Here is a 21,437-nt window from a genome sequence, read left to right as displayed (position 1 = left end):
GGGTCCGCCGTACCGCTGCCGAACTGCGGGAGGCCTGCCGTGCGAGTTGGTGAGCAGTCGACGGATCCCATCGATCAGGTACTGGGTGAGGTGCCAATGCCGGCACCCCTGACCCCGGAGGATGTCCGGCTCGCGGTCCGGGCGGTGGTTGTGCACACCGCCGAGGAGTGGCCCACCGGGCCGCTGTGCCGCAACGACGGCGCCTCCTACCCGTGCCGGCTGCACCGCTGGGGGCGACGGGTGTTGGAGGCACACGGGCTCAACGAGCGGCAGATCGAGGCGTTGATCCGGCACGGTAATCCGTTCGTGCACGTGCCGTTCCCGTTCACGGCGACCGGGCCGTCGCGGCAACAGGCCGCGCGGGCCGTCCCCCAGGGGATACGGCCCACCGTTGCTGGCCGGCCGGTGACTCCCCCCGTCACCGCGCCGCGCTGGCCCCGGGCGAGCTGAGCGCGCTACCCCTCCGCCCACCCGACCCGGGGCGACACGACGTCGGCCCGGCGCGAAGATTCCCCCTCCGCGTCGGGCCGACGTCGCTCTGAGCGTGCGGCTCAGTTACCGACCCCGCAGTCCGGGGCGGACCAGCTCGTCGTGTTCGAGCTGTTGTCGCTGTTGTTCTCCCGCCGCGAGTCGACGTGCACGTGGTCGTCGTGGTCGGGGTAGCCCGGCCCGTAGATCCCACTGAAGCCGTTGTTGCGGGCGCCGCGGGCGACCTGGCACAGCGAGGACGTCCGTGAGGTCACGTCGGCCGCGTTGCCGTAGAGGTGTTGGCTGTCGGACGCGCCGCCGACCTGGTTGTTGCAGGCGCGGCTGCGGTATCCACTCGACACGTAGAGCGGCTTGTCGCCGAGGCCCTTGCGCAGCGCCTCCAGCTTCCACATGGTGCGCAGCGCGTTCTGCTTGGTCTGGTTCGCCGACAGCGGGCCGCCGCTCCACCCGCTCCCGCCGCACCCGTTGTCCAGCTCGCTGTAGCTGAAGTGCGCGGGCGTGCAGTCGTTGTCCTGGAGTTGGTACAGCTTGGCGAAGGTCTGTGGGCCGGCGATGCCGTCGGCGCGCAGCCCGTACGCCTGCTGGAACCGCTTGACCGCAGCGGCGGTCTTCGGCCCGTAGCGCCCGTCGTTCTCCACGATGTCCCGGTAGCCGGCCCACCCGGCGACCCGGATCTGCAACTGGCGGACGTCGTCTCCGGAACGCCCCTGGGTCAGGGTGCGGTTCCAGGTGTAACAGCCGTCCGCGTGCGCCGCCGGTGCGGCGATCACCGTGGCGATTGCGGCCCCGGGCAGCGCCAGGGCGAATGCGACGGCGACCCGCTTCAAGGTGTTTACGCGCACAGAAGTCCTCCCGATAGGAGAGCGAATGGGGTGGCTCCAGGACATCGACCGAGAAGTCCTGCGATTTCCACCCTCGCACCGATCCGTGCGGTTGGAGGCGGTTAACGAGAATCGTGCTCACAATCCGCTATCCCTGGGTATTGCCTGGGAATTCGGCTGATTTGCGAAACAGTCATTTCCCGCCGATCGACCCTCCTGCGGGCAAGCACACCGAACGTCGCAATCTGCCACACGGAGGGTGATGTTCCCGGGGCAGCGGCGGCCGGTAACGTCAGCCTCGGATGGGCGGACTGGCGGAGGTGCGCGTGGCACGCGGTGGCGTCTTCTGTGTCGAGGGTCAGTGGCACCGTGACCTCAACGAGCGGGGCTCGGTGCTGCCCACCCTGGAGCTGCTGGAGCGGCTGGGCAAGATCCGCTTCATCCACAAGGACGCGGCCACCCGCGACGAGTTGTTCTACTTCCTGGACCGTTGGCTGCTCAAGCAGTACGCCGACCACCGCGTCGGCTTCTTCGCCATGCACGGCGAGCCGAGCCGGCTCTGCCTCACCGACTGGCAGTCGGTCGAGTTGAACGAGGTGGCCGAGTTGATGGCCGGCCGCGCCGAGGGGCGACGACTCTATTTCGGCAGCTGCTCGGTGCTGCGCGCCTCGGACGCGGTGCTGCGCGAGTTCCTGGAAGTCACCGGAGCGGCTCTGATCTGCGGTTTCACCCGCGAAGTCGACTGGGTCGAATCGGCGGCCTTCGAAACCGTCCTTCTCGACGTGCTCGCCAACGGCCAACGACACAACGCCGCCGAGTTGCGGATGGGCTCCGCGCACTGGGCGCCGCTCGCGTCGTACCTCGGTTTTCGGGTGATCTACGCCAACGGTCGGGCCTGGCGGCCGTCCGGCCGCCCCCGCGTGCCCACCCAGTCGGTGCACCGGGCAGCGGCCCGACCCAGCTGACCCGCCGCTGCGGCTGCGCCCGCGCCCTGGTAGGAACGGGGAATGGTACGCAGCATCGCAAGGAACACTCGGATCGACCGGGACGGCCTGCTCGACTTCCTCCGTCCGCGACACCACGTCCTGCTGATCACCACCCGGGCCGACGGACGCCCGCAGTCCTCTCCGGTCTCCGCCGGGGTCGACGGGCAGGGGCGGCTGGTCGTCTCCACCTACCCCGAGCGGGCCAAGGTGACCAACCTGCGTCGCGACCCCCGGGTCTCGGCCTGCGTGCTCAGCGACGACTGGAACGGCCCCTGGGTGCAGATCGACGGCACCGCCGAGGTGCTCGACCTGCCCGCCGCCCTGGAGCCGCTTGTCGACTACTTCCGCAGCATCTCCGGCGAGCACCCGGACTGGGACGACTACCGGGCGGCCATGGTGCGCCAGGGCAAGTCACTGATCCGGGTCACCATCGATGCCTGGGGTCCGATCGCCACCGGTGGCTTCCCCGCCCGCCTCGCCGACTGACCCGCTTCGACCGACCGACGCCGGGCCGAACTCAGTCGACCAGGGCGGCGTAGACGAGCTGGCGCAGTTGGGAGCGGAGCGGGTAGGTGCTCGACGGCATCAGCTGCGTGAACAGCAGCGCGGTGATCTCCTCGGCCGGGTCGACCCAGAACGCGGTGCTGGCCACCCCACCCCAGTAGTACTCGCCGACGCTGCTCGGCACCCGGCTGGGGATCGGGTCGTCGACCACCGCGAAGCCGAGGCCGAAGCCGATCCCGTCCAGGGTGCTCTCGGCGAAGCCGCCGGTGGACAGGCTGCCCAGGTCCTGACCACCGGGCAGGTGGTTGCGGGTCATGAACCGCACCGTGCGCGGCCCGAGCAGCCGGACGCCGTCCAGCTCGCCGCCGCGCAGCAGCACCTGCGTGAAGCGGTGGTAGTCGGCCGCGCTGGAGATCAGGCCACCGCCGCCGGAGAGCAGCGTCGGCTTGCTGAACGCGAGCGACCCGAGGCTGTCGTAGCGGACGGCCCGGCCGCTGCGCGGTTCCGGTACGTAGAGTGCGGCCAGCCGGTCGGCCTCGTCTCCCTCCGCCCACCAGCGGGTGTCGGTCATGCCCAGCGGGCCGAAGATCCGGTCGGCGAAGAACGCGTCGAGGCTCTGCCCCGAGATCACCTCGACGAGCCGGCCGAGCACGTCGGTGGCGACGGAGTAGCCCCACGCCGAGCCGGGCTGGAACAGCAGCGGCAGCTCGCCGTAGGCCGCGCAGGCGCTGGCGAGGTCGACGTCCGCCGGCGGGTACAGGTCGTAGCCGGCGGCCCGGTAGAGCCCGTCGACCACCGAGGTCTGCATGAAGCCGTACGTCAGGCCGGCCGTGTGGGTGAGCAGGTGCCAGACCCGGATCGGCTCGACCGCCGGCACGGTGTACGGCTTGAGCACCGACCCCTTGGAGTAGACGCGCAGGTCGGCGAACTCGGGCAGCCAGCGGCTGATCTCGTCGGTCAGCTCGAACCGGCCTTCCTCCCACAGCATCATCGCCGCGACCGAGGTGACCGGCTTGGTCATCGAGTAGATCCGCCAGAGCGTGTCGGGCTCGACCGGTGCGCCCGACTCCCGGTCGCGCAGCCCGTACGTCGAGGAGTGCGCCACCTCGCCGCCACGGGTGACCACCAGCTGCCAGCCGGCGAGCCGGCCGTCATCGACGTACCGACCGAAGTGCTCGTCGATCCGTGCCAGTCGCGCCCTGTCGAAACCGATCTGATCGGGGTCCTTGCTCCGAGCCACACTCACGCCGCCGAACCTACTCGCCGGTACCTCGACAGCGGAAGGGGGCCGGCACCGGCCACGCCGGCCGCCGGCTGTCGGCGCCGCCCACTAGCCTGGCCGGATGCCGGAGTTGACCGAGGACGTGACCTTCCGCAACGAGGACTGGTACGGCGAGGAGTTGACCGACCGGCACTTCGTGGGTTGCGAGTTCTTCGGGGTGGACCTGACCGAGGCGGTGACCAGAGGTGCGGTCTTCACCGGGTGCACGTTCGGCAACGTGGCGTTCAACGCCTCCCGACACGTCGACTCCGCCTTCACCCGGTGCGTCTTTCGGCGGTGCAACTTCTTCGAGGCCGAGTTCACCGGCTGCAAGCTGGTCGGCAGCACCTTCAGCGAGTGCGACATGCGTCCGTTGGCGGTGGACGGCGGCGACTGGTCCTTCGCCGCGCTGCCCGGCGCCGACCTGCGCGGCGTCCGGCTGACCGGCGTGCGGATGCGCGAGGTGGACCTCACGAGGGCCAACCTCACCGGTGCTACCGTCACTGGTGTCGATCTTTCCGGCGCGCAGCTGACCAACGTCCGGCTGGGCGGCGCAGACCTGCGGGGCAGCGATCTCACCGCGCTGGACCCGACGGTCGTCGAGCGGGCCGGCGCCGTCATCGACGTCGAGCAGGCCGTGGTCATCGCGCAGCTGCTGGGCTTCCGGATCGGTTGACGCGAAAGGCGCTGGTGGTCTGCCGAAGTGTCCGTCCGGGCGGGCCAGGTTGTCCGACAGCGTCCCGTTGTGGGCTGGACACGTCCGGCAGTCCGGATCTAGCGTGTCGTCCACGCCCGGATAAACGTGAATCGGCCCACAGTGGATGGTGTGGTCCGCGGCGGTCCAGAACGGCCGGGCGGCGGAGTTGGAGGGGTCGGTGGCGGACGAAGACCGCACGCGGGCTGGTTCGAGGGCTGGCGACTCGCCGCCGAGGCACCGTCCGCCTGCCATTACCACCGGTGTGATCCGCAGCGTGCTGCGCCGGGCCCGACAGCGGCGACGCTGGGCGGTGGAGGGAGTCGCCGTACTCGTCTGCCTGGTGGTGTTGATCTCGTACCTCAGCACCCGGTCCGGTCCGGAGCCGGACGACGACCGGGCTGGTCCGGGCGGCGTGCCCGCCGGGGTCGCCCGGACCCCCGGTCTGCCCGCCGCCGTTGGGCGCACCGGTGAGGCGGGGCCGGCGACTCCCGGTCTGCGTCCGCGCCAGCGCCCACCCTCGCCGGAACCGACGCCGTCGACAAGCGCGCCAGCCCCGCCGCCGGCCAAGCCCGATTCGCCGGCGCTGTCGGTGAGCCGGGGGGAGATGCCCGCCGCCGTCGACCTCACCGCGGTGGGCACCAAGGACTGGGTGCACTGGGGGGAGCGTGGCGGCAGGTCGACGATCCGCAAGCGCTCCGGCTCCGGCGAGATCATCGACGGGGGTGGCGCCGGCCGACGGGTCGGTTGGGACGGCAACCAGGAGTACGTGCGCTGGTCCGACGGCACGCCGGAGCGGTCAACGAACGGCAGCTCCAACGGTGTCTACACCTGCGGTGCCGGGAACGGGTTCAGCCTCGCCATCGCCGGCACCGGCGAGCCGCGCACGGTTCAGCTCTACGGCGGCATCTGGATGGCTCGGGGGCGACTGGAAGCGCGGCTGTCCACCGGCGGGCCCGCCAGCACCGCCCGACTGGAAGACCCCTACACCAGTCAGAGTGCCCAGTTCACCATCCGCTTCACAGTGCCGAAGGGCGCTCGGTTGCTGCTGAACTGGACCGTCGAGAAGGTCTTCACGACGCACTGCGGCAACGTCGGCCTCCAGGCCGTGGCGGTGCGCTGACTGACTGATCGATCGCTGCGCGTCGCCACCGCGGGACAGTTTGTCCGTCGCGGACCGTCGAACGCGTCGTAACTTTCTGCTGTCCCCATCCGACCATCCAGTGTGGAGGCAGCGGAGATGAGTAGCAGCACCGCCCACCGCGTCCGTCGTGCCGCTTCGTCCGGCACCGGTGAAGCGTCCGGGGAGGTTCTTCGCGACATTCCCCTGCCGCCGTACGTGACGGGCGAGGACACCCAGTTCGCCGTACGGGCGGTGGTGGTGCACGCCCCCCGGCGGTGGTCCGGGGGTGTGGTCTGTCGCAACGATGCCAGCCCGCACCCGTGCCGCCTGCACCGCTGGGGCACGCAGGTGCTGGCGCTGCGCGGGTTGCGGGCCGCTGAGATCGCCGCGCTCATCGAGCGTGGCGACCCGACGGCGGTGGTCCCCCCACCGGACCGTCCGGCCTGAGCGCTCGCCGGGCCGGGAGGCGTGTTCGCGCCTCCCGGCCGCCGCTCAGCAGGTGATCGGCTTGACCCAGGAGCACTCGACGCCCTCCGGGGTGCGCGGTGTCTCCGGCGCCGCCGGCGGTGCCACCCGCGCCGCCGACGCACCACCCTCGCGGAAACCGGCAAGCGCCACGGCGATCTGGTCCTCCAGCGACTTCACCGACGCCGTCAGGTAGTTGTTGAGCAGGATGGAGAACGCCAGCAGTCGACCATCGGCGCTGGTGACGTAACCGGAGAGCCCGGAGACACCGGTCAGGCTGCCGGTCTTGGCGTGTACGTTGCCCGCCGCCGGCGTGCCGGCCATCCGGCTGCGCAGGGTGCCGCCGACGAATCGCTCGGGCTGGCCGGCGATCGGTAGCGCCGCGTACCAGGTCGCGAACCACGGTTCGGCGCGGACGGCGCTCAGCAGGTCGACGAACTCCGCCGCTGGGACCAGGTTGCGCCGGGACAATCCTGAGCCGTCGCGTTGGCGCAGTCTCCCGGTGTCCATGCCGGTGTCGGCGACGTACTCGCTGATCGCTGTGATTCCGGCCGTCCACGTGCCCGAGCCGGAGAGGACCCGACCGATCTCCTTGGTCAACACCTCGGCGTGCCCGTTGTTGGACAGCTTGAGGAATGGCGTCATCAGCTCACCCAGGCTCATCGAGTCGTGTCGCGCCACCGGCTGGGCCGTCTCCGGGGTGGGCTGACCGAGCACGGTCCGGCCGAGCACCCGGACGCCGTGTCGGTGCAGCGCCGTCCGGAACACGTCGGCCGCGTAGCCGGTGGGTTCCCAGACGGTGACCCAGTCGCTGGTGGGCTCGTCACCGACGGCGATCTGACCGGTCACCACGACTGTGTTGCCGCCGTGCTCGCGCTCGATCGAGATGGAGGTCTCGCCGTCGCTGACCGTCTGGGCGCGGTTGTCGACGCGGACGTACCCGGTGGCGGGGGTGGTGGTGACCACCGGCGGGGCGCCGGCCCGGTCGGCCGGCGCGGCGTGCACGATCACGGTGCCCGCGTCGTAGTCGGTGTCCGGGGCGACGGTCAGCGCGGAGACCTGGGCGGCGTAGTAGTAGGGCTCGTCGTCCCAGGTCCAGTCGGGGCCGAGTCGGGTGCCGTCGTAGCGGGTGTCGTCGGCGACCAGGTTCCCGGTGACCACCCGCACGCCGTCGGCGGCGACCCGCGCGGCGAGCGCGTCGTAGTCGGCGGCGAGCATGGTCGGGTCGCCCCCGCCGTGCAGGTAGAGGTTGCCGGAGAGCAGACCCGCGCGGCGCTTGCCGCTGGCGCGTACGTCGGTGGTGAAGCGGTGGCCCGGTCCGAGTAGCTCAAGGGCTGCGGTCGAGGTCAGCAGCTTGGTGTTGGACGCCGGAACCAGCCGGCGGTCACCGTTGCGGTCGTAGAGCGTCTGTCCGGTGCTGGTGTCGACCACCACCACCGACGCCTGCGCGCCGGTCAGCAGGGCGTCGGCGAGGATCGTGTCGATGGTGGCGCGCAGCTGGGTCGTCGCGGGCGTGGGCGACTCGGCCGTGGCGCCGGGCGCGCCGGCGGTGGCCGCGGTGGCGACCAGCGCGAGCAGCGCGAGGGCCCGGGGAAAGTGACGGCGATGCATCCGCTGATGCTGCCATGGAGATATTCGCCCGAGAAGGCCCTCGGGCGAAAGATATTGCCGTCTGGGCTATTTCGGCCCGCCGACCGACTTCTCGTGACCACCCCAGTAGTGCCGCTGCGCCCCCATGACCATCGGTGCGACAAGCGCGGCGAGCGCCCCGCCGAGCAACGGGAAGACGATGAACACCCAGAGCTGCCGCAGGGCCACACCGCCCTCGAAGACCGCCGGGCCGAACGCGCGGGCCGGGTTGACCGCCGCGCCGGTCAGCGTCACGCCCACCAGTTGGGTAGCGGCGAGGGCCAACCCGATGGCCAACCCGGCGGTGCCCGGATTCTCGCTCCGACTGGTCACCACCAGCACGACCAGCACGAAGAGGAAGGTCAGCACGACTTCCAGCACGGCGGCGCCGCCCCGGTTGATGTGCGCGCCGTAGCCGTTCGTGCCCAGGGCCCCGGTCTGGTCCGCGACGTCACCCCATCGGGTGAGCGCCCAGAGTATGAAGCCCGCGACGGTCGCGCCGACGAACTGCGCGACCCAGTACGCCACCGCCCCGAGGACCGAGATCTTCCCGGAGAGCAGCACACCGAGCGTCACCGCCGGGTTGACGTGGCTGCCGGAGAGCGGGCCGATCGTGTAGACGAGGGCCACCATCACGAACCCGAAGGCCAGCGCCACCACCACCACGCCGCCCTGGACCCGCGCGGCGACCGCGCTGCCCACTCCGAAGAACACCAGCAGCAGGGTGCCGAGGAATTCGGCCGCGTACCGACGGAAGTCGCTCATTGACTCAGCGTAAGTGCAGGTCAGGTGGTCGAAGCTGGAATTGCCGTCTGTGATCGGCGCGACGGTCGGGGACGGGCACGGCTGCGCCGTTCCTGGCGTTGTAGCCCATGTGGATACCCACTCCGCGGACGTCGTCGTGGTCGGCGCCGGGCAGGCCGGCCTGAGCGCCGGCTATCACCTGCACCGCACCGGCTTCGCGCCCGGCAGCGGCTTCGTCATCCTCGACGGCGACAACGGGCCTGGCGGCGCCTGGCAGCACCGCTGGCCGACGCTTGTCTTCGACCGGGTGCACGGCTTCCACGACCTGCCCGGGCTGCCGCTCCCGCCCGCCGAGCCGCAACGCCCGGCATCCGAGCAGGTCAGCGCCTACTTCGCCGCGTACGAAAGGGCCTTCGACCTGCCGGTACGGCGGCCGGTGCGAGTCCGGGCGGTGCGTTCCCGCCCCGACGGACGTCTGGATGTGCACACCGACCGGGACACGTGGACCGCCCGGGCTCTGATCAACGCCGCAGGCACCTGGACGCGCCCGTTCTGGCCGCACTACCCGGGCCGGTCGACGTTTCTCGGACGGCAGCTGCACACCGCCGACTACCGAGGGCCGGCCGAGTTCACAGGTCTTCGCGTGGTGGTGGTCGGTGGTGGCACCTCGGCCGTGCAACTGCTCGGCGAGGTTTCCACAGTCGCGGCGGCCACCACCTGGGTGACCCGCCGACCACCGGCGTTCAACGACGACGAGTTCGGCCCGGAGCTGGGCCGTGCCGCGGTGGCGCGGGTGGACGAGGCGGTCCGGGCCGGCCGACCGCCCGGCAGCGTGGTGGGCGTGACCGGGCTGCCGGTCACCCCGGAGGTACGCCGACTGCGCGAGCGCGGCGTCCTCGACCGGCTACCCGTGTTCGACCGGATCACACCCGACGGGGTGGCCTGGTCGGACGGGCGTTTCGTGCCGGCGGACGTGATCCTCTGGTGCACCGGCTTCCGGGCGGCCATCGACCATCTCGCCCCGCTGGGCCTGCGCGCGCCGGGCGGCGGTATCACGATGGACGGCACCCGGGTGGTCGCCGACGCGCGGGTTCACCTGGTCGGGTACGGCCCCTCGGCCAGCACGATCGGGGCCAACCGGGCCGGGCGCGCGGTGGTCAACGAGATTCGCGCCTGGCTTGCCCCGGCCGCCGTTCTCCAGTGACCTGGCTCTATTTGACGGATGGTCGGCCAACGGGCACGGTGGGAGTGACGGGGCCGTCAGCTGCCCCGATCCGATGCGACGGCGACGACCGTTCGCCCCTCTGTCGCCTCCCGCGTGTGCTCGTACGCGGGCCGACTGTCCGGTCCGTGCGGTATCCGACCGCGAGCCGAGAATCCACGAGGAGTTCCATCAATGCTCACCATGACCGATAACGCCGTGCTCGTCATTCGTGACCTCGCCAACCAACAGGACGTCGCCCAGGACGGTGGGGTGCGTATCGCCGCCGACACCGAGGCCGGCTCGCTCACCGTCGAGTTGGTCCCCGAGCCGGCGCAGGGCGATCGTGTGGTCGACAACCAGGGCGCCCGGATCTTCCTGGACGAGGACGCCGCCGAGCTGCTCGGTGACGCGTCGGTGGACGCCACGGTCGACGACGAGGGCATCATCCAGTTCGGCTTCACCGAGAAGCCGTAGACCCCGCCCTCACCGCAGCGGTCGCCCCCGCTGCGGCGGACCCTGCCCGGGGTGCCACCTCGGCGCGCCGTCACCGGCCGGATGCAACAGCGTGGTGAGCACGTGGGCCAGGTGGTGCGAGGTGCTCCACGCCGCCCAGTTGGCGGCCGAGCCGGCGCCGGCGCCCCGGCGAGCCCGGCGCAGCAGCTCATGGTCACCCCAGGAGAAGGCCGCCCCGGTCGTTGGCCAGTGTGACGCCGACACCAGCGTGCGACACAGGTCGGCGAACCGGTCGTCGCCCCGGCCGCCGCGTCGCGCCCAGCGGTAGACCCACCAACTGCCGTCGTCGGTGTATCGCACTGTCGGCAACCGGTCTCCGGGGTCGCCGGTGCCCGGCGCTGCCGGGTGGACGCCGTAGTCGCCGTAGTCGACCCCGGCGTCGGCCAGTCGTCGCCACAGCTGCCAGTCCCAACGGTCCAGCTGGACCGGCTCGTCGGTGGGCAACCGGGACAGCGTCGGTGGCATGCCGCCCGCCGCGACCGTCACCGACTGCCAGGCGTGTCGGCGCGCCCAGTCCAGCAGGTGGCGTACCCGCGGCTCGGCGGTCCGCACGTCCGCTGGGCAGCACACATCCCCCGCGTCCACCAGCAGGTCGCACTCCTCGGGAGCGAGGTCGGTGAACCGCCAGATCCGTTCCACGGCGGTGGTGCTCGCGTCCGGCCCGGCCCGGTCCTGGCCGGCCCGCAGCCGGATGAGCGCGCGCCGGCCGCACGCCCGCGCCGCCGCCCCGTGCGCGACCAGCCGGTGGTCGCGCTCCGTGAGCCCGATAACCGGCACCACAGGTACGCCCCAGCGGGTCAGCTCCGCCTCGGGGATGTCGGGCAGCGCGCTGACGTCGATGGCGGGCAGCAGCCCGGCTGGCAGTCGGCGAATGGCGCCCATCATGGACCGATCGATCGCGCCGACCTCCAGGATCGGGGCGACCAGTGCGGCGTACGCGGGATCGAGGTGGATCAGGGCCTCAAGCTCGCCGCGTCGGTTGGCGAGGATGGGGCGGTAGACCGGTGCCGCCGCCCGGCCCCCGTGGGCGGGCACCATACTTCAATCTAGCCAGGCGTGCGCACATGCCCCAGGAATGTAAGCCGGAATTCGGCTGCTCGACTGTCGGTTCGGCGACTACCATCCACCGATGCCCACACCGATTCACCGTTACCAATCCGACGAAGAGGACAGCGCGCGGTGGACCGGTTTTCCGTTCCGCGACGGCGACATCGTGATCAGCACCCGTTCCAAGAGCGGCACCACCTGGATGCAGATGATCTGTGCGCTCCTGGTGCTGGGCACCCCGGAGCTGCCGGCGCCGCTGACCGTCCTGTCGCCGTGGCTGGACTGGCTGGGTGAGCCGCAGGGCACGGTGTACGACCGGCTGGCCGCGCAGCCGCACCGGCGGTTCATCAAGACGCACACACCGCTGGACGGCGTGCCGCTCCACCCCCGGGTGCACTACGTGGTGGTGGCCCGGCACCCGTTGGACATGGCGGTCTCCCTCTATCACCAGAGCGCCAACCTGGACCGGGCACGCATCGCCGAGCTGACCGGCCAACCCGCCCCGACCGGGCCACCCCGAGAGCGGCCCGCGGTGCGGGATTGGTTGCCGAGCTGGGTCGACCGGGAGGTGGATCCCCGCGCCGAGCTGGATTCGCTGCCCGGGGTGCTGATGCACCTGAGCGACGCGTGGGCCCGCCGGCACGAGCCGAACGTCGAGCTGGTGCACTACGACGACCTGCTGGCTGATCTGGGCGGTGAGATGCGCCGGCTCGCCGACCGGTGGAAACTCCCGAGCCCGGCGCCGGAGTTGGTGGAGGCCGCCACCTTCGGTCGGATGCGGGAGCGCGCCGACCGGCTCGCACCGGACACGCTCGGCGTGCTGCGGGACCGGCAGGCGTTCTTTCGCCGGGGAGGCTCGGGGCAGGGCCGCGACCTGCTGGACGACGCCGCGCGGGCCCGGTATGAGGCGAGGGCGGCGACGCTGGCCCCGCCCGACCTGCTCACCTGGCTGCACCGCTGAAGGCGCTCCAGCCAGAACATCGCCGCCGCCGCGCCGATCCGCGCCGATCTTGCAGTTACTGTCGCCGATATGCACGGAATGACCCGTGATGTCGGGACAGTAAGTGCAAGATCGTGGTGAGCCCTCGTCGATCATGGAGTTGTGGTGCCTGATTTAGGAGTGTAATGGTGATTCGTCCCCCACCACAACTCCATGATCGACGGGAGCGGGGCGGGGTGGACATGAGCGCGCGGCGCCGCTGGACCGTGGTCGCAACGTCGCCGCGCTCTGGCCGTCTCCCACCATCGCAGCCGTTCGGCGGTACGCCGGCGGGGACCTGGCTCGACCGGCCGTTCGTGCCGGTCCTGGTTGTCGATCCCCGATCCGCGCGGATCCAAACCCGCGGACCTCGGGAAAGTGTGGTCCTGGGCGTCGCGCGTTGATCTACTCGGCATCCTTGATATCGCGGTGTCAACCGCGCCTCGACAGCCCGACGTCAGCGATCTGGCGGGATCAACATCGTCCCGGCGTGGCACGCCGCCCAACGGGGTATGAGCGTGGACATGGAGCATTTCACTATCGCGACTGTCGCCGAGAAGAGCCCGGATTTCCGGCGGGTGCTGTGGACCGGTGAGCACACCCAGCTGGTCATCATGACCATCCCCGCCGATGGGGAGATCGGCGAGGAGGTGCACGAGGACATCGACCAGATCCTGACCTTCGTCAGCGGCGTCGGCGAGGCCCGGGTTGCCGGCGCCAAGCGGAAGGTCGTCGCGGGCGACCTGGTCGTGGTGCCGGCCGGCACCAAGCACAACTTCGTCAACACCGGCCCCAACCCGCTGGTGCTGTACACGGTCTACGGGCCACCGGAGCACGCCGACAAGGCCGTGCACAAGACCAAGGAAGAGGCCGACGCGGCCGAGGCGGCGGGCGAGGACGAGCCACCGACCGAGTGATCGCGCCCGCCTGATCCGGGCCGATGCGGGTACCCCCGGCGGGTGGAGCAGCAGCCGCAGATCTCCGACTACGGGTTCCTCTCGGACTCTCGTTCGGGTGCCCTGGTCGGCAAGGACGGCTCGATCGACTGGTGGTGCCCGCACCGGTTCGACGGGGCGTCCGTGTTCGCGCGGTTGCTCGACCCGGGAGCCGGCCACTTCCGGCTGGCGCCGGTAGGGGTCGGCGGCCCGGGTTACCGGGTGGAGCGCGCGTACCTGCCGGACACGTTGGTGCTGCGGACGGTGCACCACACGCCGCACGGCAGCGTGGCGGTCACCGACGCGCTGGCCGCGGAGGTCGGCGCCCGCGCTCACGAGTTGGGCAAGAACTCACCCGCCGTGCTGATCCGGGTGGTCAAGGGGCTGTCCGGCCGGGTCCGGATGGCGCTGGACTTCGCGCCCCGCCCGGAATACGGCCTGCTCACGCCGTACCTGCATGAGCAGGCGGACGGCGGGGTGCTGGCCGGCGCCGGCCCGGTGGTGCTGATGTTGCGCGCCGGGGGTCTGCACCTGCGGGCGGGCAAGGACCGGGTGACCCACGAGTTCGAGGTCTCCGCCGGTCAGGTGATCGGGATGGACCTCGCGTTCGGTGAGGCGTACGGCGATCCGCCGGCCCGGGTGGACCCGTTGACCACTCTGGCCGAGACCACGGAGGCGTGGCGGGCGTTCCGGGAGACGCACGGGTACTCCGGCCGCTACCCCGAACTCGTCAAGCACAGCTCGACGGTCCTGACCGGCCTCACGTACGCCCGCAGTGGCGCGGTCGTCGCCGCGCTGACGTCCTCGCTGCCGGAGCAGATCGGTGGCGACCGGAACTACGACTACCGCTACTCCTGGCTGCGGGACTTCTCGTTGACGATGCGGGCGCTCTGGGTGGCGGCCTGCCCCGACGAGACGTCCCGGCTGTTCGCCTGGGCGACCCGCTCGATCGGCCGGTTCGGCGATGAGCCAGTCCCGGTGCTCTTCGGGGTGGAGGGCGAGCGCGACATTTCCGAGCACCACTGCAACCACCTGCGCGGCTACCGCGACAGCCGGCCCGTGCGGGTCGGCAACGACGCCTGGCGGCAGCGGCAGCTCGACGTGCCGGGTGAGGTGATGTCGGCGGTGTGGCGGTTGCGCGACTACCTCGGCGTGAGGTTCGAGGACGAGTTGCGGGAGATGGTGCTCGGGCTGACCGAGCAGGTGGCCGCGACGTGGCACCTGCCGGACCGGGGCATCTGGGAGACCCGCGACGAGGAGCGCCACTACGTCTCGTCCAAGGTGTCCTGCTGGCTGACCATGGACCGGGCGGTGGGGCTCGCCGACCGGCTCGGCGACCGGGCCGACCCGGGCCGCTGGGCCCGGGTGCGCGACGAAATCCGCGACACGGTGCTGCGCGAGGGGTGGAACGACCGGATCGGGGCGTTCACCGGCGCGTTCGGATCGGCGGAGCTGGACGCCTCGGTGCTGGCCCTGCCGGTCACGCACTTCCTGCCGGCCACCGACCCGCGGATGCGCTCGACCATCGCGATGGTCGAGCGCGAGTTGGGCACCGAGGACGGTCTGCTGCGGCGCTGGACGACGGACCCGGCCGGCTTCCTGCTGTGCTCGTTCTGGCTGGTGGAGTGCCTGGTGATGACGGGCGAGCAGCAGCGGGCCGAGGCGCTCTTCGAGCGGGTCGTCGGGTACTCCAACGACCTGGGGCTGTTCAGCGAGCAGATCGACCTGACCACCGGGATGCAACTCGGCAACACGCCGCAGGCGCTCTCACACATCGGGTTGATCAACGCGGCCTGGCGGATCACCGCGCCGGACAGCTACTGATCGGTCGGCGTTTCCGTCAGGGCCGGAATCCTGCAACAGACCTGCAAACGCCAGGCATTGACGTTGATGGTTGTGCAGTCCTAGCCTCGAAGTATCGGGAAAGCCCTTTCCCCAGGGTTTTGGTCCCGCTTCACCCCGCTTCGGATCCGGGCGTCCGGCGGGGGCGCACACCGATCCCGTTCAGCGCAGCACGCCGTGCCGGCACGCCTCGGTACGGCCGCCGAGGGATCACCACCACATGCGTCAAGGAGGACACCTGTGCAGAAAAGACGACTCTCCGGCCGCCGACCACTCCTGCTGGCGGTGGGTGCCGGCGTGACCGTGGCCGCCCTCGCCGCCGGCATGACCTCGGCATTCGCGGCCACCGTCTTCAGCGACGACTTCACCGACGGCGACACCTCCGGCTGGTCCAAGTCCGGCGGCACCTGGACCGTCGACGGGTCGGGCGTGCTCAACCAGTCCAACGCCGGCAGCGAGCTGGCCCGGCAGTTCGCCGGCCAGACCAGTTGGACCAACTACTCCGTGCAGGCCCGGGTCCGGCCGACGAGCTTCGGCTCGTCCAGCGCCCTGGTCGGGCTGGCCGCCCGCTCCACCAGCAGCACCAAGATGTACCGGTTGGCCCTGCTCGGCTCCGGCCGGGCCGAACTCCAGGCGGTCAACGGCAGCTCCGTCACGGCGATCGGTTCCGCCTCGCTCGGTATCGGCGCCGGCACCTGGTACACCCTGCGTATCGAGACCAGCGGCAGCACCATCCGCGGCTTCGTCAACGGCACCCAGATCGCGTCCGGCAGCAACAGCCTGGCCGGCGCCGGCCGGATCGGCCTGGTCACCGCGTACGCCAGCGGCGGCTTCGACGACGTGGTGGTCGACTCGTCCGGCGGCGGCACCCCGACCACACCGCCACCGACGACCACTCCGCCACCCACCACGCCGCCGCCGACCACCACACCTCCGCCGGCTGGTTGGCCGACGCCCACCGGCAGCCAGAAGGTGGACGCCACGATCCCGGTCTCCGGCACGTTCGACGGTGGGCTCAAGCGCTACTACGGCATCGGTGACGGCGGGCAGAGCGAGAGCCAGGACCCGATGTTCGAGCTGGCCGCCGGCGCCACCCTGCGCAACGTCATCATCGGGGCCCCGGCCGGCGACGGTGTGCACTGCGAGGGCAACTGCACCCTGATCAACGTCTGGTGGGAGGACGTCGGCGAGGACGCGGCGACCTTCCGCGGCGGCACCACGTACACCGTCGACGGCGGCGGGGCCCGCTCCGCCAGTGACAAGGTCTTCCAGCACAACGGCTCGGGCACCGTCCACATCAAGAACTTCCGGGTGGAGAACGCCGGCAAGCTCTACCGCGCCTGCGGTAACTGCTCCACCTCGTACCAGCGGCATGTGGTGATCGACAACGTGACCGTCCAGAACACCGACGCGATCGCCGGCATCAACACCAACTGGGGCGACACCGCCCGGTTCAGCCGGATCACCATCGTCGGCGACCCGGACCGGGAGACCTCGATCTGCGTGAAGTACAAGGGCGTGCCGAAGGGCAGCGAGCCGACCGAGATCGGCGAGGGCGCCGACGGCGTCAACTGCCTCTACTCGCCCTCGGACATCACCTACCAGTAGGCCGGCACTGCGGCACCCCGCGGACCGCCCGGTCCGCGGGGTGCCGCCACGTCACACCATCAGGGGTACGCCGGAGACGTCGACGGTGTCCGGATACTTCAGCCCGGCGCCGGTGTTGAGCACCACCACCCGCTCGCCGGCCCGGATCCACCCGCCGGCGCGCAGTTGCCGTGCCGCCGTGAGGCAGGCCGCCCCCTCCGGGCAGAGCAGCAACCCCTCCCGGGCGGCGAAGTCCCGCAGGTCGGCCAGGATGTCCGCGTCGTCGACGGCGACGGCCGTGCCGGAGGACTCCCGCAGCGCCGCCAGGATCAGCTCGTCGCCCAGCGGGGCCGGCACGGTGATGCCGAACGCCACTGTGTGCGCGTCCGCCCACGGCTGCGCCCGATCCTCGCCTGCGGCGAACGCCCGCACGATCGGCGCGCAGCCGGTGGACTGCACCGCCACCAGCCGGGGCAGCTTGTCACCGATCCAGCCCAGCTCGCGCAGCTCGTGCAGCGCCTTGTGGATGCCGATCAGGCCGACGCCGCCGCCGGTCGGATAGATGATCACGTCCGGCGTCTGCCAGCCGAGCTGCTCGACGATCTCGTACCCCATCGTCTTCTTGCCCTCCAGCCGGTAGGGCTCGCGCAGCGTGCCGGCGTCGAAGATCGCCCCGTTCGACTCCGCGATCAGCTCGGCCACCCTCCGTCCGGCGTCGCCGATCAGCCCGTCGATCAGACGCAGGTCGGCGCCGGCGGCGACGCACTCGCGCCGGCAGATGCTCGGCGCCTCCAGCGGCATGACGATTGTCGCGCCCATCCCGGCCCGCGCGGCGTACGTGGCCCAGGCCGACCCGGCGTTGCCGTTGGTGGGCATCGCGATCCGCTCGACCCCCAGCTCGCGGGCCCGGCTCACCCCGACCGCCGCGCCCCGGGCCTTGAAGGAGCCGGTCGGGATCAGCCCCTCGTCCTTGACCATCAGGTCCGCGATGCCGATCTCGGCGCCGTACGCCGGGGCGCGCAACAGCGGCGTCCAGCCCTCGCCCAGCGTCGTGACGTGCCGAGGGTCGGCGACCGGCAGCAGCTCCCGGTAGCGCCACAGGTCGGCCGGGCGCAGCGGAAAGCGTTCCGGGGTGACCGCCTTCGCCACGGCCGGCAGGTCGTAGCGGGCCAGCAGCGGCGAACCGCACTCGCAGAGGTTCTGTAACCGGTCGGCGGCGTGCTCCTTGCCGCAGCGCGGGCAGTCCAGGTGGGTCAGGTACACGTCGCTCCTCGCCGTCACACCGCGTCGATGCGGAGTCTGCCAGTGCGTACCGGCCAAGACCAGCCGCTGGGTGCCGGAGTGTCCGGTTCGCTCGGCGGTCGGGGCTGCGGCGGGGTAGAACGGACCTCATGGACCTCACCGACCAGCCCACCGCCCTGCTCCCCGGTGACGTGCGGATGCCCCTGCTCGGCTTCGGCACCTGGCAGGCCACCGGCCAGGCCGGCTACGACGCCGTGCTGGCCGCGCTCGACACCGGCTACCGACACCTCGACACCGCCACGATGTACGGCAACGAGCGGGAGGTCGGCCGGGCGGTGCGGGAGAGCGGGCTGCGTCGGGAGGACCTCTTCATCACCACCAAGCTCCCGCCGGACCGGGTGGGCCGGGAGCGCGCGACGCTGGAGGCCAGCCTGGAGGCGCTCGGCGTCGAGCACGTCGACCTCTGGCTGATCCACTGGCCGCCGTCGTCGCCGGGGGACAGCATCCCGCTCTGGCGCGAGTTGCTCGCCGCCCGCGACGAGAACCTCGCCCGCGCGGTCGGGGTGAGCAACTACAGCACCGCGGAGATCGACGAGCTGATCCAGTCCACCGAGGAGAACCCGGCGGTCAACCAGATCCGGTGGAGCCCGTCGCTGTACGACAGGCAGCGGCACGCCGAGCACCGGGACCGGGGCGTGGTGCTGGAGGGGTACAGCCCGTTCAAGACCAGCGACCTCAGTGACCCGGTGCTGACCAGGATCGCCAGCGCGCACGGCGTCTCCCCGGCACAGGTGGTGCTGCGTTGGCACATCGACCACGAGATCGTGGTGATCCCGAAGTCGGTGACCCCGGAGCGGATCACCGCCAACTTCGACGTCTTCCACTTCTCCCTCACGGCCGAGGAGATGCGCGACATCGACGCGCTCGGCGAGGTCTGAACGACGGTTTCCTTCAGCAGTCCGAGGCGCGCCACTCGTTTCGCAGCGCCGCCGAGCGGGGCCAGGCCAGGAACCGTGCGTGCAGGACCCCCGACAGGGTGTGCGGCAGGTCCTCACACGCCTGGACCAGGTACGCCGACAGGTGCAGCATCAGCGAGATCCGGGCGCCGGTGAACTCCGCCACGAGCTGTTCGCCGGCAGCGCATCGGCGTTGGTCCATAAAGGGAGTTGATCGTTATGAGCCTCGACGCACAGTCACTTTCAATTCTTGAGCTGAACAAGAACGTGAACTACGGCCGCGATAAACTGCCGTCTGCCAGGGATGGCCAGATTCGAGACCTGCTACTCGGTGCGGCAGACGGCGCCGCATTTGAGCAGTTCAATCGGCTTGTGCCGCGTGGTGCTGACCGGGTTCTCAATGCGTTCGCGGAGCGAGCCGCTTCCATCGCGGTTCGTCATCAGGATGCACGTGAGCTTCGTGCCGGCATTCTAGCTGCGGCGATTACTCAGGCAATTGCAGGCGATCCACGGGAGTCGGTGGCTGCGCTTTCATTGCTATATCGAGCATCTGAGATGATTGGCCACGATCCCAATTTGGAGTTTGCTGCGGCAAATGACCTCTCCGGAGGTCGTGCTAGTGGCTTGCTTGACTTCCTGCGGAGGTCGTCGGAGGACAAGACGATCCAGGCCATGGGTTACGAAGAAGGTGACGACAAGGATGGGTTTCGGTTTGTCCGAAATTGGTAGCGCGGGACAGCATTATAGCGAGGCGAATCAAACCACCTTCCCGGTTCTGATCAAGGAGCGACTGCGGGCCGGCAGTGATAAGCACAACGGCGCAGCTGCTCCACCGGTGAGCCGGTCATCATCACCAAGTACGAACAGCCTGTCGCCGTGCTCGTCGGCATCGACGAGTGGGAAGAGATCGAGGCATTTCGGGACGGCCGGGACTCGGCGGTGATCGCCCATTCCCGTGCCGAGGGCCAGTTCGTGCCGCTGTCGGCGGCGCTGGAGGCGCTCGGGGTCGATCCTCGTGAGGTGGAGGCGCTGCTGGCCGATCGGGCCGACGGTGCGGCGGCGTGAAGGTTCAGATCGACCGGGACGTGCTGGTCTGGGTGCGCAGGAATGCCTGAACCGGTAGTTTCCTTCAGCTCGTGACTTGGGATTGAAGGGTATCGACATCGACGCTTGTGACGGTATAGCGTGCCCGTCATCACGATCGTCGATCCGTTCGTACCCGCCCTCGCTGGAGGATCGTCATGGCCCGTTCCCCATCCATCCGTCTGCGCCGTCGCGGGGTGCTCGGCATTCCCGCCCTGGTGGCCGCCGCGCTGACTGTCGTCGCCCGACCCGCCCCGGCGAGCGCCGCGCCGAAGGCCGAGTGCCTCGCCGATCTGCTTCAGGACGCCTGATGGCGACGATTCCCTGGTTGGTGGACGTGCTGCGCGCCGCCGGGGTCCAGGTCGTGGTCGAGGGGGACTGGCTCAACCGGATGCGACCCGGCTCCTTCGACCCGATCGGGGTGCTCTGGCACCACACCGCCTCGACCTCCAGCGCCGGCAACCCGCACCCGGCGCTCGGCATCTGCATCAACGGCCGGTCCGACCTGCCGGGCCCGCTGTGCCAGGCTCTCGTCGACTACAACGGCGTCTTCCACGTCATCTCCGCCGGCCGGTGCAACCACGCCGGGGTCAGCGGCGGCAGCGGGCCGATCCCGGCCGGGGACGGCAACACACTGATGATCGGGTGGGAGATCGACTACAACGGCGTCAGCCAGGAGATGACAAGCGCGCAGTACAGCGCGTCGCTGGCCGCCACCGCCGCCGTGCTCACCCGCCTGGGCCGGGACAGCAGCTATGCCCGGGGGCACCGGGAAACCAGCACCACCGGCAAGATCGACCCGTCGTTCATCGACCTGAACGTGATGCGCGCCGACGTGGCGGCGAAGATGGCCGGCGGCACGGCGTGGTCCTCCACCGTGGACAACACGACGAGCGGTCGGTTCACCGCCGGCGCCAACTGGGGCGTGTCGTCGTACTCCGGGCAGCGGTACGGCGCCGACTACCGCTACGCGGACCCGGTCGCCGCCAGCGATGTCGCGTGGTACCGGTTCAACGTCCCGGCCACCGCCAGCTACCGGGTCGAGGCCTGGTGGCCGGCGAACTCGGGCTACAACAGCGCGGCGCCGTACATCGTCGCCACCAGCGCCGGGAACCAGACCGTCCGGGTCGACCAGCGGGCCACCGGCGGGCAGTGGCGGGTCCTCGGCACGTTCACGCTGCCGTCGGGCGACGCCAACCGGGTCGGCGTGAGCCGGTGGAGCAACACCACAGGCCTGGTCATCGCCGACGCCGTACGCCTCACCCGCGTCTGACCCTGATCTTCTGAGTGGTGGGGGCGCGCCCCCCAGGGGGCGCCCCCCCCCGCACTTCAC

General features: G+C 70.7%; 23 protein-coding genes and 1 pseudogene. 17 read left to right on the top strand and 7 right to left on the bottom strand.

Annotation, left to right across the window (positions count from 1 at the left end; all coding sequences use genetic code 11):
* The first annotated feature begins 96 nt into the window (after positions 1 to 96).
* Positions 97 to 450, top strand: coding sequence for a hypothetical protein (locus tag KBX71_RS28135; protein ID WP_247684246.1), 354 nt, complete (start codon positions 97 to 99; stop codon positions 448 to 450).
* A gap of 101 nt (positions 451 to 551) precedes the next feature.
* On the opposite strand, the gene KBX71_RS28130 is transcribed toward KBX71_RS28135, so the two are convergent.
* Positions 552 to 1,331 (bottom strand): D-Ala-D-Ala carboxypeptidase family metallohydrolase, encoded by a 780-nt coding sequence (locus KBX71_RS28130; RefSeq protein ID WP_210820822.1) that lies wholly within the window; start codon positions 1,329 to 1,331, stop codon positions 552 to 554.
* A 305-nt stretch (positions 1,332 to 1,636) separates the two neighbouring features.
* Here KBX71_RS28130 and KBX71_RS28125 point away from each other — a divergent pair, with 305 nt between their 5' ends.
* A complete protein-coding gene (locus tag KBX71_RS28125) occupies positions 1,637 to 2,275 on the top strand; it encodes a DUF6642 family protein (RefSeq protein WP_124820694.1) in 639 nt (212 codons plus the stop codon).
* A gap of 42 nt (positions 2,276 to 2,317) precedes the next feature.
* The gene (locus tag KBX71_RS28120; protein WP_210820821.1) at positions 2,318 to 2,782 is read left to right on the top strand and encodes a PPOX class F420-dependent oxidoreductase; all 465 of its coding nucleotides are present in this window, start codon (positions 2,318 to 2,320) and stop codon (positions 2,780 to 2,782) included.
* A 31-nt stretch (positions 2,783 to 2,813) separates the two neighbouring features.
* On the opposite strand, the gene KBX71_RS28115 is transcribed toward KBX71_RS28120, so the two are convergent.
* Positions 2,814 to 4,046, bottom strand: coding sequence for a serine hydrolase (locus KBX71_RS28115; protein ID WP_210820820.1), 1,233 nt, complete (start codon positions 4,044 to 4,046; stop codon positions 2,814 to 2,816).
* 97 nt (positions 4,047 to 4,143) lie between these two features.
* On the opposite strand from KBX71_RS28115, the gene KBX71_RS28110 reads away from it, so the two are divergent.
* From KBX71_RS28110 to KBX71_RS28100, 3 genes are all read left to right on the top strand, one after another.
* Entirely contained in the window at positions 4,144 to 4,737 is a 594-nt protein-coding gene (locus tag KBX71_RS28110) for a pentapeptide repeat-containing protein (protein ID WP_210820819.1), read from the top strand.
* A 283-nt stretch (positions 4,738 to 5,020) separates the two neighbouring features.
* A complete protein-coding gene (locus KBX71_RS28105) occupies positions 5,021 to 5,878 on the top strand; it encodes a hypothetical protein (RefSeq protein ID WP_307847347.1) in 858 nt (285 codons plus the stop codon).
* Positions 5,879 to 5,995: 117 nt separating this feature from the next.
* The gene (locus KBX71_RS28100; RefSeq protein WP_124820651.1) at positions 5,996 to 6,325 is read left to right on the top strand and encodes a hypothetical protein; all 330 of its coding nucleotides are present in this window, start codon (positions 5,996 to 5,998) and stop codon (positions 6,323 to 6,325) included.
* Positions 6,326 to 6,370: 45 nt separating this feature from the next.
* On the opposite strand, the gene dacB is transcribed toward KBX71_RS28100, so the two are convergent.
* Positions 6,371 to 7,954, bottom strand: a complete 1,584-nt coding sequence (gene dacB / locus KBX71_RS28095) for a D-alanyl-D-alanine carboxypeptidase/D-alanyl-D-alanine-endopeptidase (RefSeq protein ID WP_210820817.1) — start codon at positions 7,952 to 7,954, stop codon at positions 6,371 to 6,373.
* Between the two features lie 66 nt (positions 7,955 to 8,020).
* On the bottom strand, positions 8,021 to 8,737 hold the full coding sequence (locus KBX71_RS28090; RefSeq protein WP_196928152.1) for an MIP/aquaporin family protein: 717 nt from the start codon (positions 8,735 to 8,737) through the stop codon (positions 8,021 to 8,023).
* 109 nt (positions 8,738 to 8,846) lie between these two features.
* Here KBX71_RS28090 and KBX71_RS28085 point away from each other — a divergent pair, with 109 nt between their 5' ends.
* Together KBX71_RS28085 and KBX71_RS28080 are read left to right on the top strand one after the other, a co-directional pair.
* Positions 8,847 to 9,920, top strand: coding sequence for an NAD(P)-binding domain-containing protein (locus tag KBX71_RS28085; RefSeq protein WP_210820816.1), 1,074 nt, complete (start codon positions 8,847 to 8,849; stop codon positions 9,918 to 9,920).
* 192 nt (positions 9,921 to 10,112) lie between these two features.
* Complete coding sequence (locus KBX71_RS28080) at positions 10,113 to 10,394, top strand: adhesin (RefSeq protein ID WP_210820815.1); 282 nt, start codon at positions 10,113 to 10,115, stop codon at positions 10,392 to 10,394.
* A 9-nt stretch (positions 10,395 to 10,403) separates the two neighbouring features.
* On the opposite strand, the gene KBX71_RS28075 is transcribed toward KBX71_RS28080, so the two are convergent.
* Entirely contained in the window at positions 10,404 to 11,471 is a 1,068-nt protein-coding gene (locus tag KBX71_RS28075; protein WP_210820814.1) for a beta family protein, read from the bottom strand.
* 91 nt (positions 11,472 to 11,562) lie between these two features.
* Here KBX71_RS28075 and KBX71_RS28070 point away from each other — a divergent pair, with 91 nt between their 5' ends.
* From KBX71_RS28070 to KBX71_RS28055, 4 genes are all read left to right on the top strand, one after another.
* A complete protein-coding gene (locus tag KBX71_RS28070) occupies positions 11,563 to 12,441 on the top strand; it encodes a sulfotransferase domain-containing protein (protein ID WP_210820813.1) in 879 nt (292 codons plus the stop codon).
* Positions 12,442 to 12,983: 542 nt separating this feature from the next.
* Positions 12,984 to 13,376: a cupin domain-containing protein gene (locus KBX71_RS28065; RefSeq protein WP_091397116.1), complete on the top strand. Its 393-nt coding sequence runs from the start codon at positions 12,984 to 12,986 to the stop codon at positions 13,374 to 13,376.
* Between the two features lie 42 nt (positions 13,377 to 13,418).
* Positions 13,419 to 15,218 carry a glycoside hydrolase family 15 protein gene (locus tag KBX71_RS28060; RefSeq protein WP_210820812.1) on the top strand — a complete coding sequence of 600 codons (1,800 nt, stop codon included), beginning with the start codon at positions 13,419 to 13,421 and terminating at the stop codon, positions 15,216 to 15,218.
* 258 nt (positions 15,219 to 15,476) lie between these two features.
* Positions 15,477 to 16,844 (top strand): pectate lyase, encoded by a 1,368-nt coding sequence (locus tag KBX71_RS28055; protein WP_210820811.1) that lies wholly within the window; start codon positions 15,477 to 15,479, stop codon positions 16,842 to 16,844.
* Positions 16,845 to 16,895: 51 nt separating this feature from the next.
* On the opposite strand, the gene KBX71_RS28050 is transcribed toward KBX71_RS28055, so the two are convergent.
* Positions 16,896 to 18,086 (bottom strand): threonine synthase, encoded by a 1,191-nt coding sequence (locus KBX71_RS28050; RefSeq protein ID WP_210820810.1) that lies wholly within the window; start codon positions 18,084 to 18,086, stop codon positions 16,896 to 16,898.
* A 128-nt stretch (positions 18,087 to 18,214) separates the two neighbouring features.
* Between KBX71_RS28050 and KBX71_RS28045 the strand changes: the two genes are divergently transcribed.
* A complete protein-coding gene (locus KBX71_RS28045; protein WP_210820809.1) occupies positions 18,215 to 19,003 on the top strand; it encodes an aldo/keto reductase in 789 nt (262 codons plus the stop codon).
* A gap of 13 nt (positions 19,004 to 19,016) precedes the next feature.
* Here the strand turns inward: KBX71_RS28045 and KBX71_RS28040 are convergent, their stop codons facing one another.
* Positions 19,017 to 19,223: a hypothetical protein gene (locus KBX71_RS28040; RefSeq protein WP_210820880.1), complete on the bottom strand. Its 207-nt coding sequence runs from the start codon at positions 19,221 to 19,223 to the stop codon at positions 19,017 to 19,019.
* 17 nt (positions 19,224 to 19,240) lie between these two features.
* On the opposite strand from KBX71_RS28040, the gene KBX71_RS28035 reads away from it, so the two are divergent.
* The 4 genes and pseudogenes from KBX71_RS28035 (at position 19,241) to KBX71_RS28020 (ending at position 21,377) form a co-directional block, all read left to right on the top strand.
* Positions 19,241 to 19,750 (top strand): hypothetical protein, encoded by a 510-nt coding sequence (locus tag KBX71_RS28035; RefSeq protein WP_210820808.1) that lies wholly within the window; start codon positions 19,241 to 19,243, stop codon positions 19,748 to 19,750.
* Positions 19,751 to 19,852: 102 nt separating this feature from the next.
* Positions 19,853 to 20,086: pseudogene (locus KBX71_RS28030) on the top strand (type II toxin-antitoxin system prevent-host-death family antitoxin); the annotation flags it as partial.
* Between the two features lie 176 nt (positions 20,087 to 20,262).
* On the top strand, positions 20,263 to 20,415 hold the full coding sequence (locus KBX71_RS28025; protein WP_184181929.1) for a hypothetical protein: 153 nt from the start codon (positions 20,263 to 20,265) through the stop codon (positions 20,413 to 20,415).
* Complete coding sequence (locus tag KBX71_RS28020; RefSeq protein ID WP_210820807.1) at positions 20,415 to 21,377, top strand: N-acetylmuramoyl-L-alanine amidase; 963 nt, start codon at positions 20,415 to 20,417, stop codon at positions 21,375 to 21,377. The genes KBX71_RS28025 and KBX71_RS28020 overlap by 1 nt, the downstream gene beginning before the upstream one ends.
* Positions 21,378 to 21,437: the final 60 nt, after the last annotated feature.

It is taken from the genome of Micromonospora sp. D93 (genome assembly GCF_018070365.1).
In the GTDB taxonomy this organism is placed as follows: domain Bacteria; phylum Actinomycetota; class Actinomycetes; order Mycobacteriales; family Micromonosporaceae; genus Micromonospora; species Micromonospora ureilytica.
The sequence above is the reverse complement of the archived record's forward strand: the minus strand, read 5'-3'. Positions and strand labels throughout refer to the sequence as shown.

Excerpts from the sequence above, each read along its gene's own strand:
- KBX71_RS28135 (WP_247684246.1), top strand. The coding sequence starts at position 97 with ATGCCGGCACCCCTGACCCCGGAGGATGTCCGGCTCGCGGTCCGGGCG.
- KBX71_RS28120 (WP_210820821.1), top strand. The coding sequence starts at position 2,318 with ATGGTACGCAGCATCGCAAGGAACACTCGGATCGACCGGGACGGCCTG.
- KBX71_RS28110 (WP_210820819.1), top strand. The coding sequence starts at position 4,144 with ATGCCGGAGTTGACCGAGGACGTGACCTTCCGCAACGAGGACTGGTAC.
- KBX71_RS28100 (WP_124820651.1), top strand. The coding sequence starts at position 5,996 with ATGAGTAGCAGCACCGCCCACCGCGTCCGTCGTGCCGCTTCGTCCGGC.
- dacB (WP_210820817.1), bottom strand. The coding sequence starts at position 7,954 with ATGCATCGCCGTCACTTTCCCCGGGCCCTCGCGCTGCTCGCGCTGGTC.
- KBX71_RS28090 (WP_196928152.1), bottom strand. The coding sequence starts at position 8,737 with ATGAGCGACTTCCGTCGGTACGCGGCCGAATTCCTCGGCACCCTGCTG.
- KBX71_RS28080 (WP_210820815.1), top strand. The coding sequence starts at position 10,113 with ATGCTCACCATGACCGATAACGCCGTGCTCGTCATTCGTGACCTCGCC.
- KBX71_RS28075 (WP_210820814.1), bottom strand. The coding sequence starts at position 11,471 with ATGGTGCCCGCCCACGGGGGCCGGGCGGCGGCACCGGTCTACCGCCCC.
- KBX71_RS28070 (WP_210820813.1), top strand. The coding sequence starts at position 11,563 with ATGCCCACACCGATTCACCGTTACCAATCCGACGAAGAGGACAGCGCG.
- KBX71_RS28065 (WP_091397116.1), top strand. The coding sequence starts at position 12,984 with ATGGAGCATTTCACTATCGCGACTGTCGCCGAGAAGAGCCCGGATTTC.
- KBX71_RS28045 (WP_210820809.1), top strand. The coding sequence starts at position 18,215 with ATGGACCTCACCGACCAGCCCACCGCCCTGCTCCCCGGTGACGTGCGG.
- KBX71_RS28040 (WP_210820880.1), bottom strand. The coding sequence starts at position 19,223 with ATGGACCAACGCCGATGCGCTGCCGGCGAACAGCTCGTGGCGGAGTTC.
- KBX71_RS28035 (WP_210820808.1), top strand. The coding sequence starts at position 19,241 with ATGAGCCTCGACGCACAGTCACTTTCAATTCTTGAGCTGAACAAGAAC.
- KBX71_RS28025 (WP_184181929.1), top strand. The coding sequence starts at position 20,263 with ATGGCCCGTTCCCCATCCATCCGTCTGCGCCGTCGCGGGGTGCTCGGC.
- KBX71_RS28020 (WP_210820807.1), top strand. The coding sequence starts at position 20,415 with ATGGCGACGATTCCCTGGTTGGTGGACGTGCTGCGCGCCGCCGGGGTC.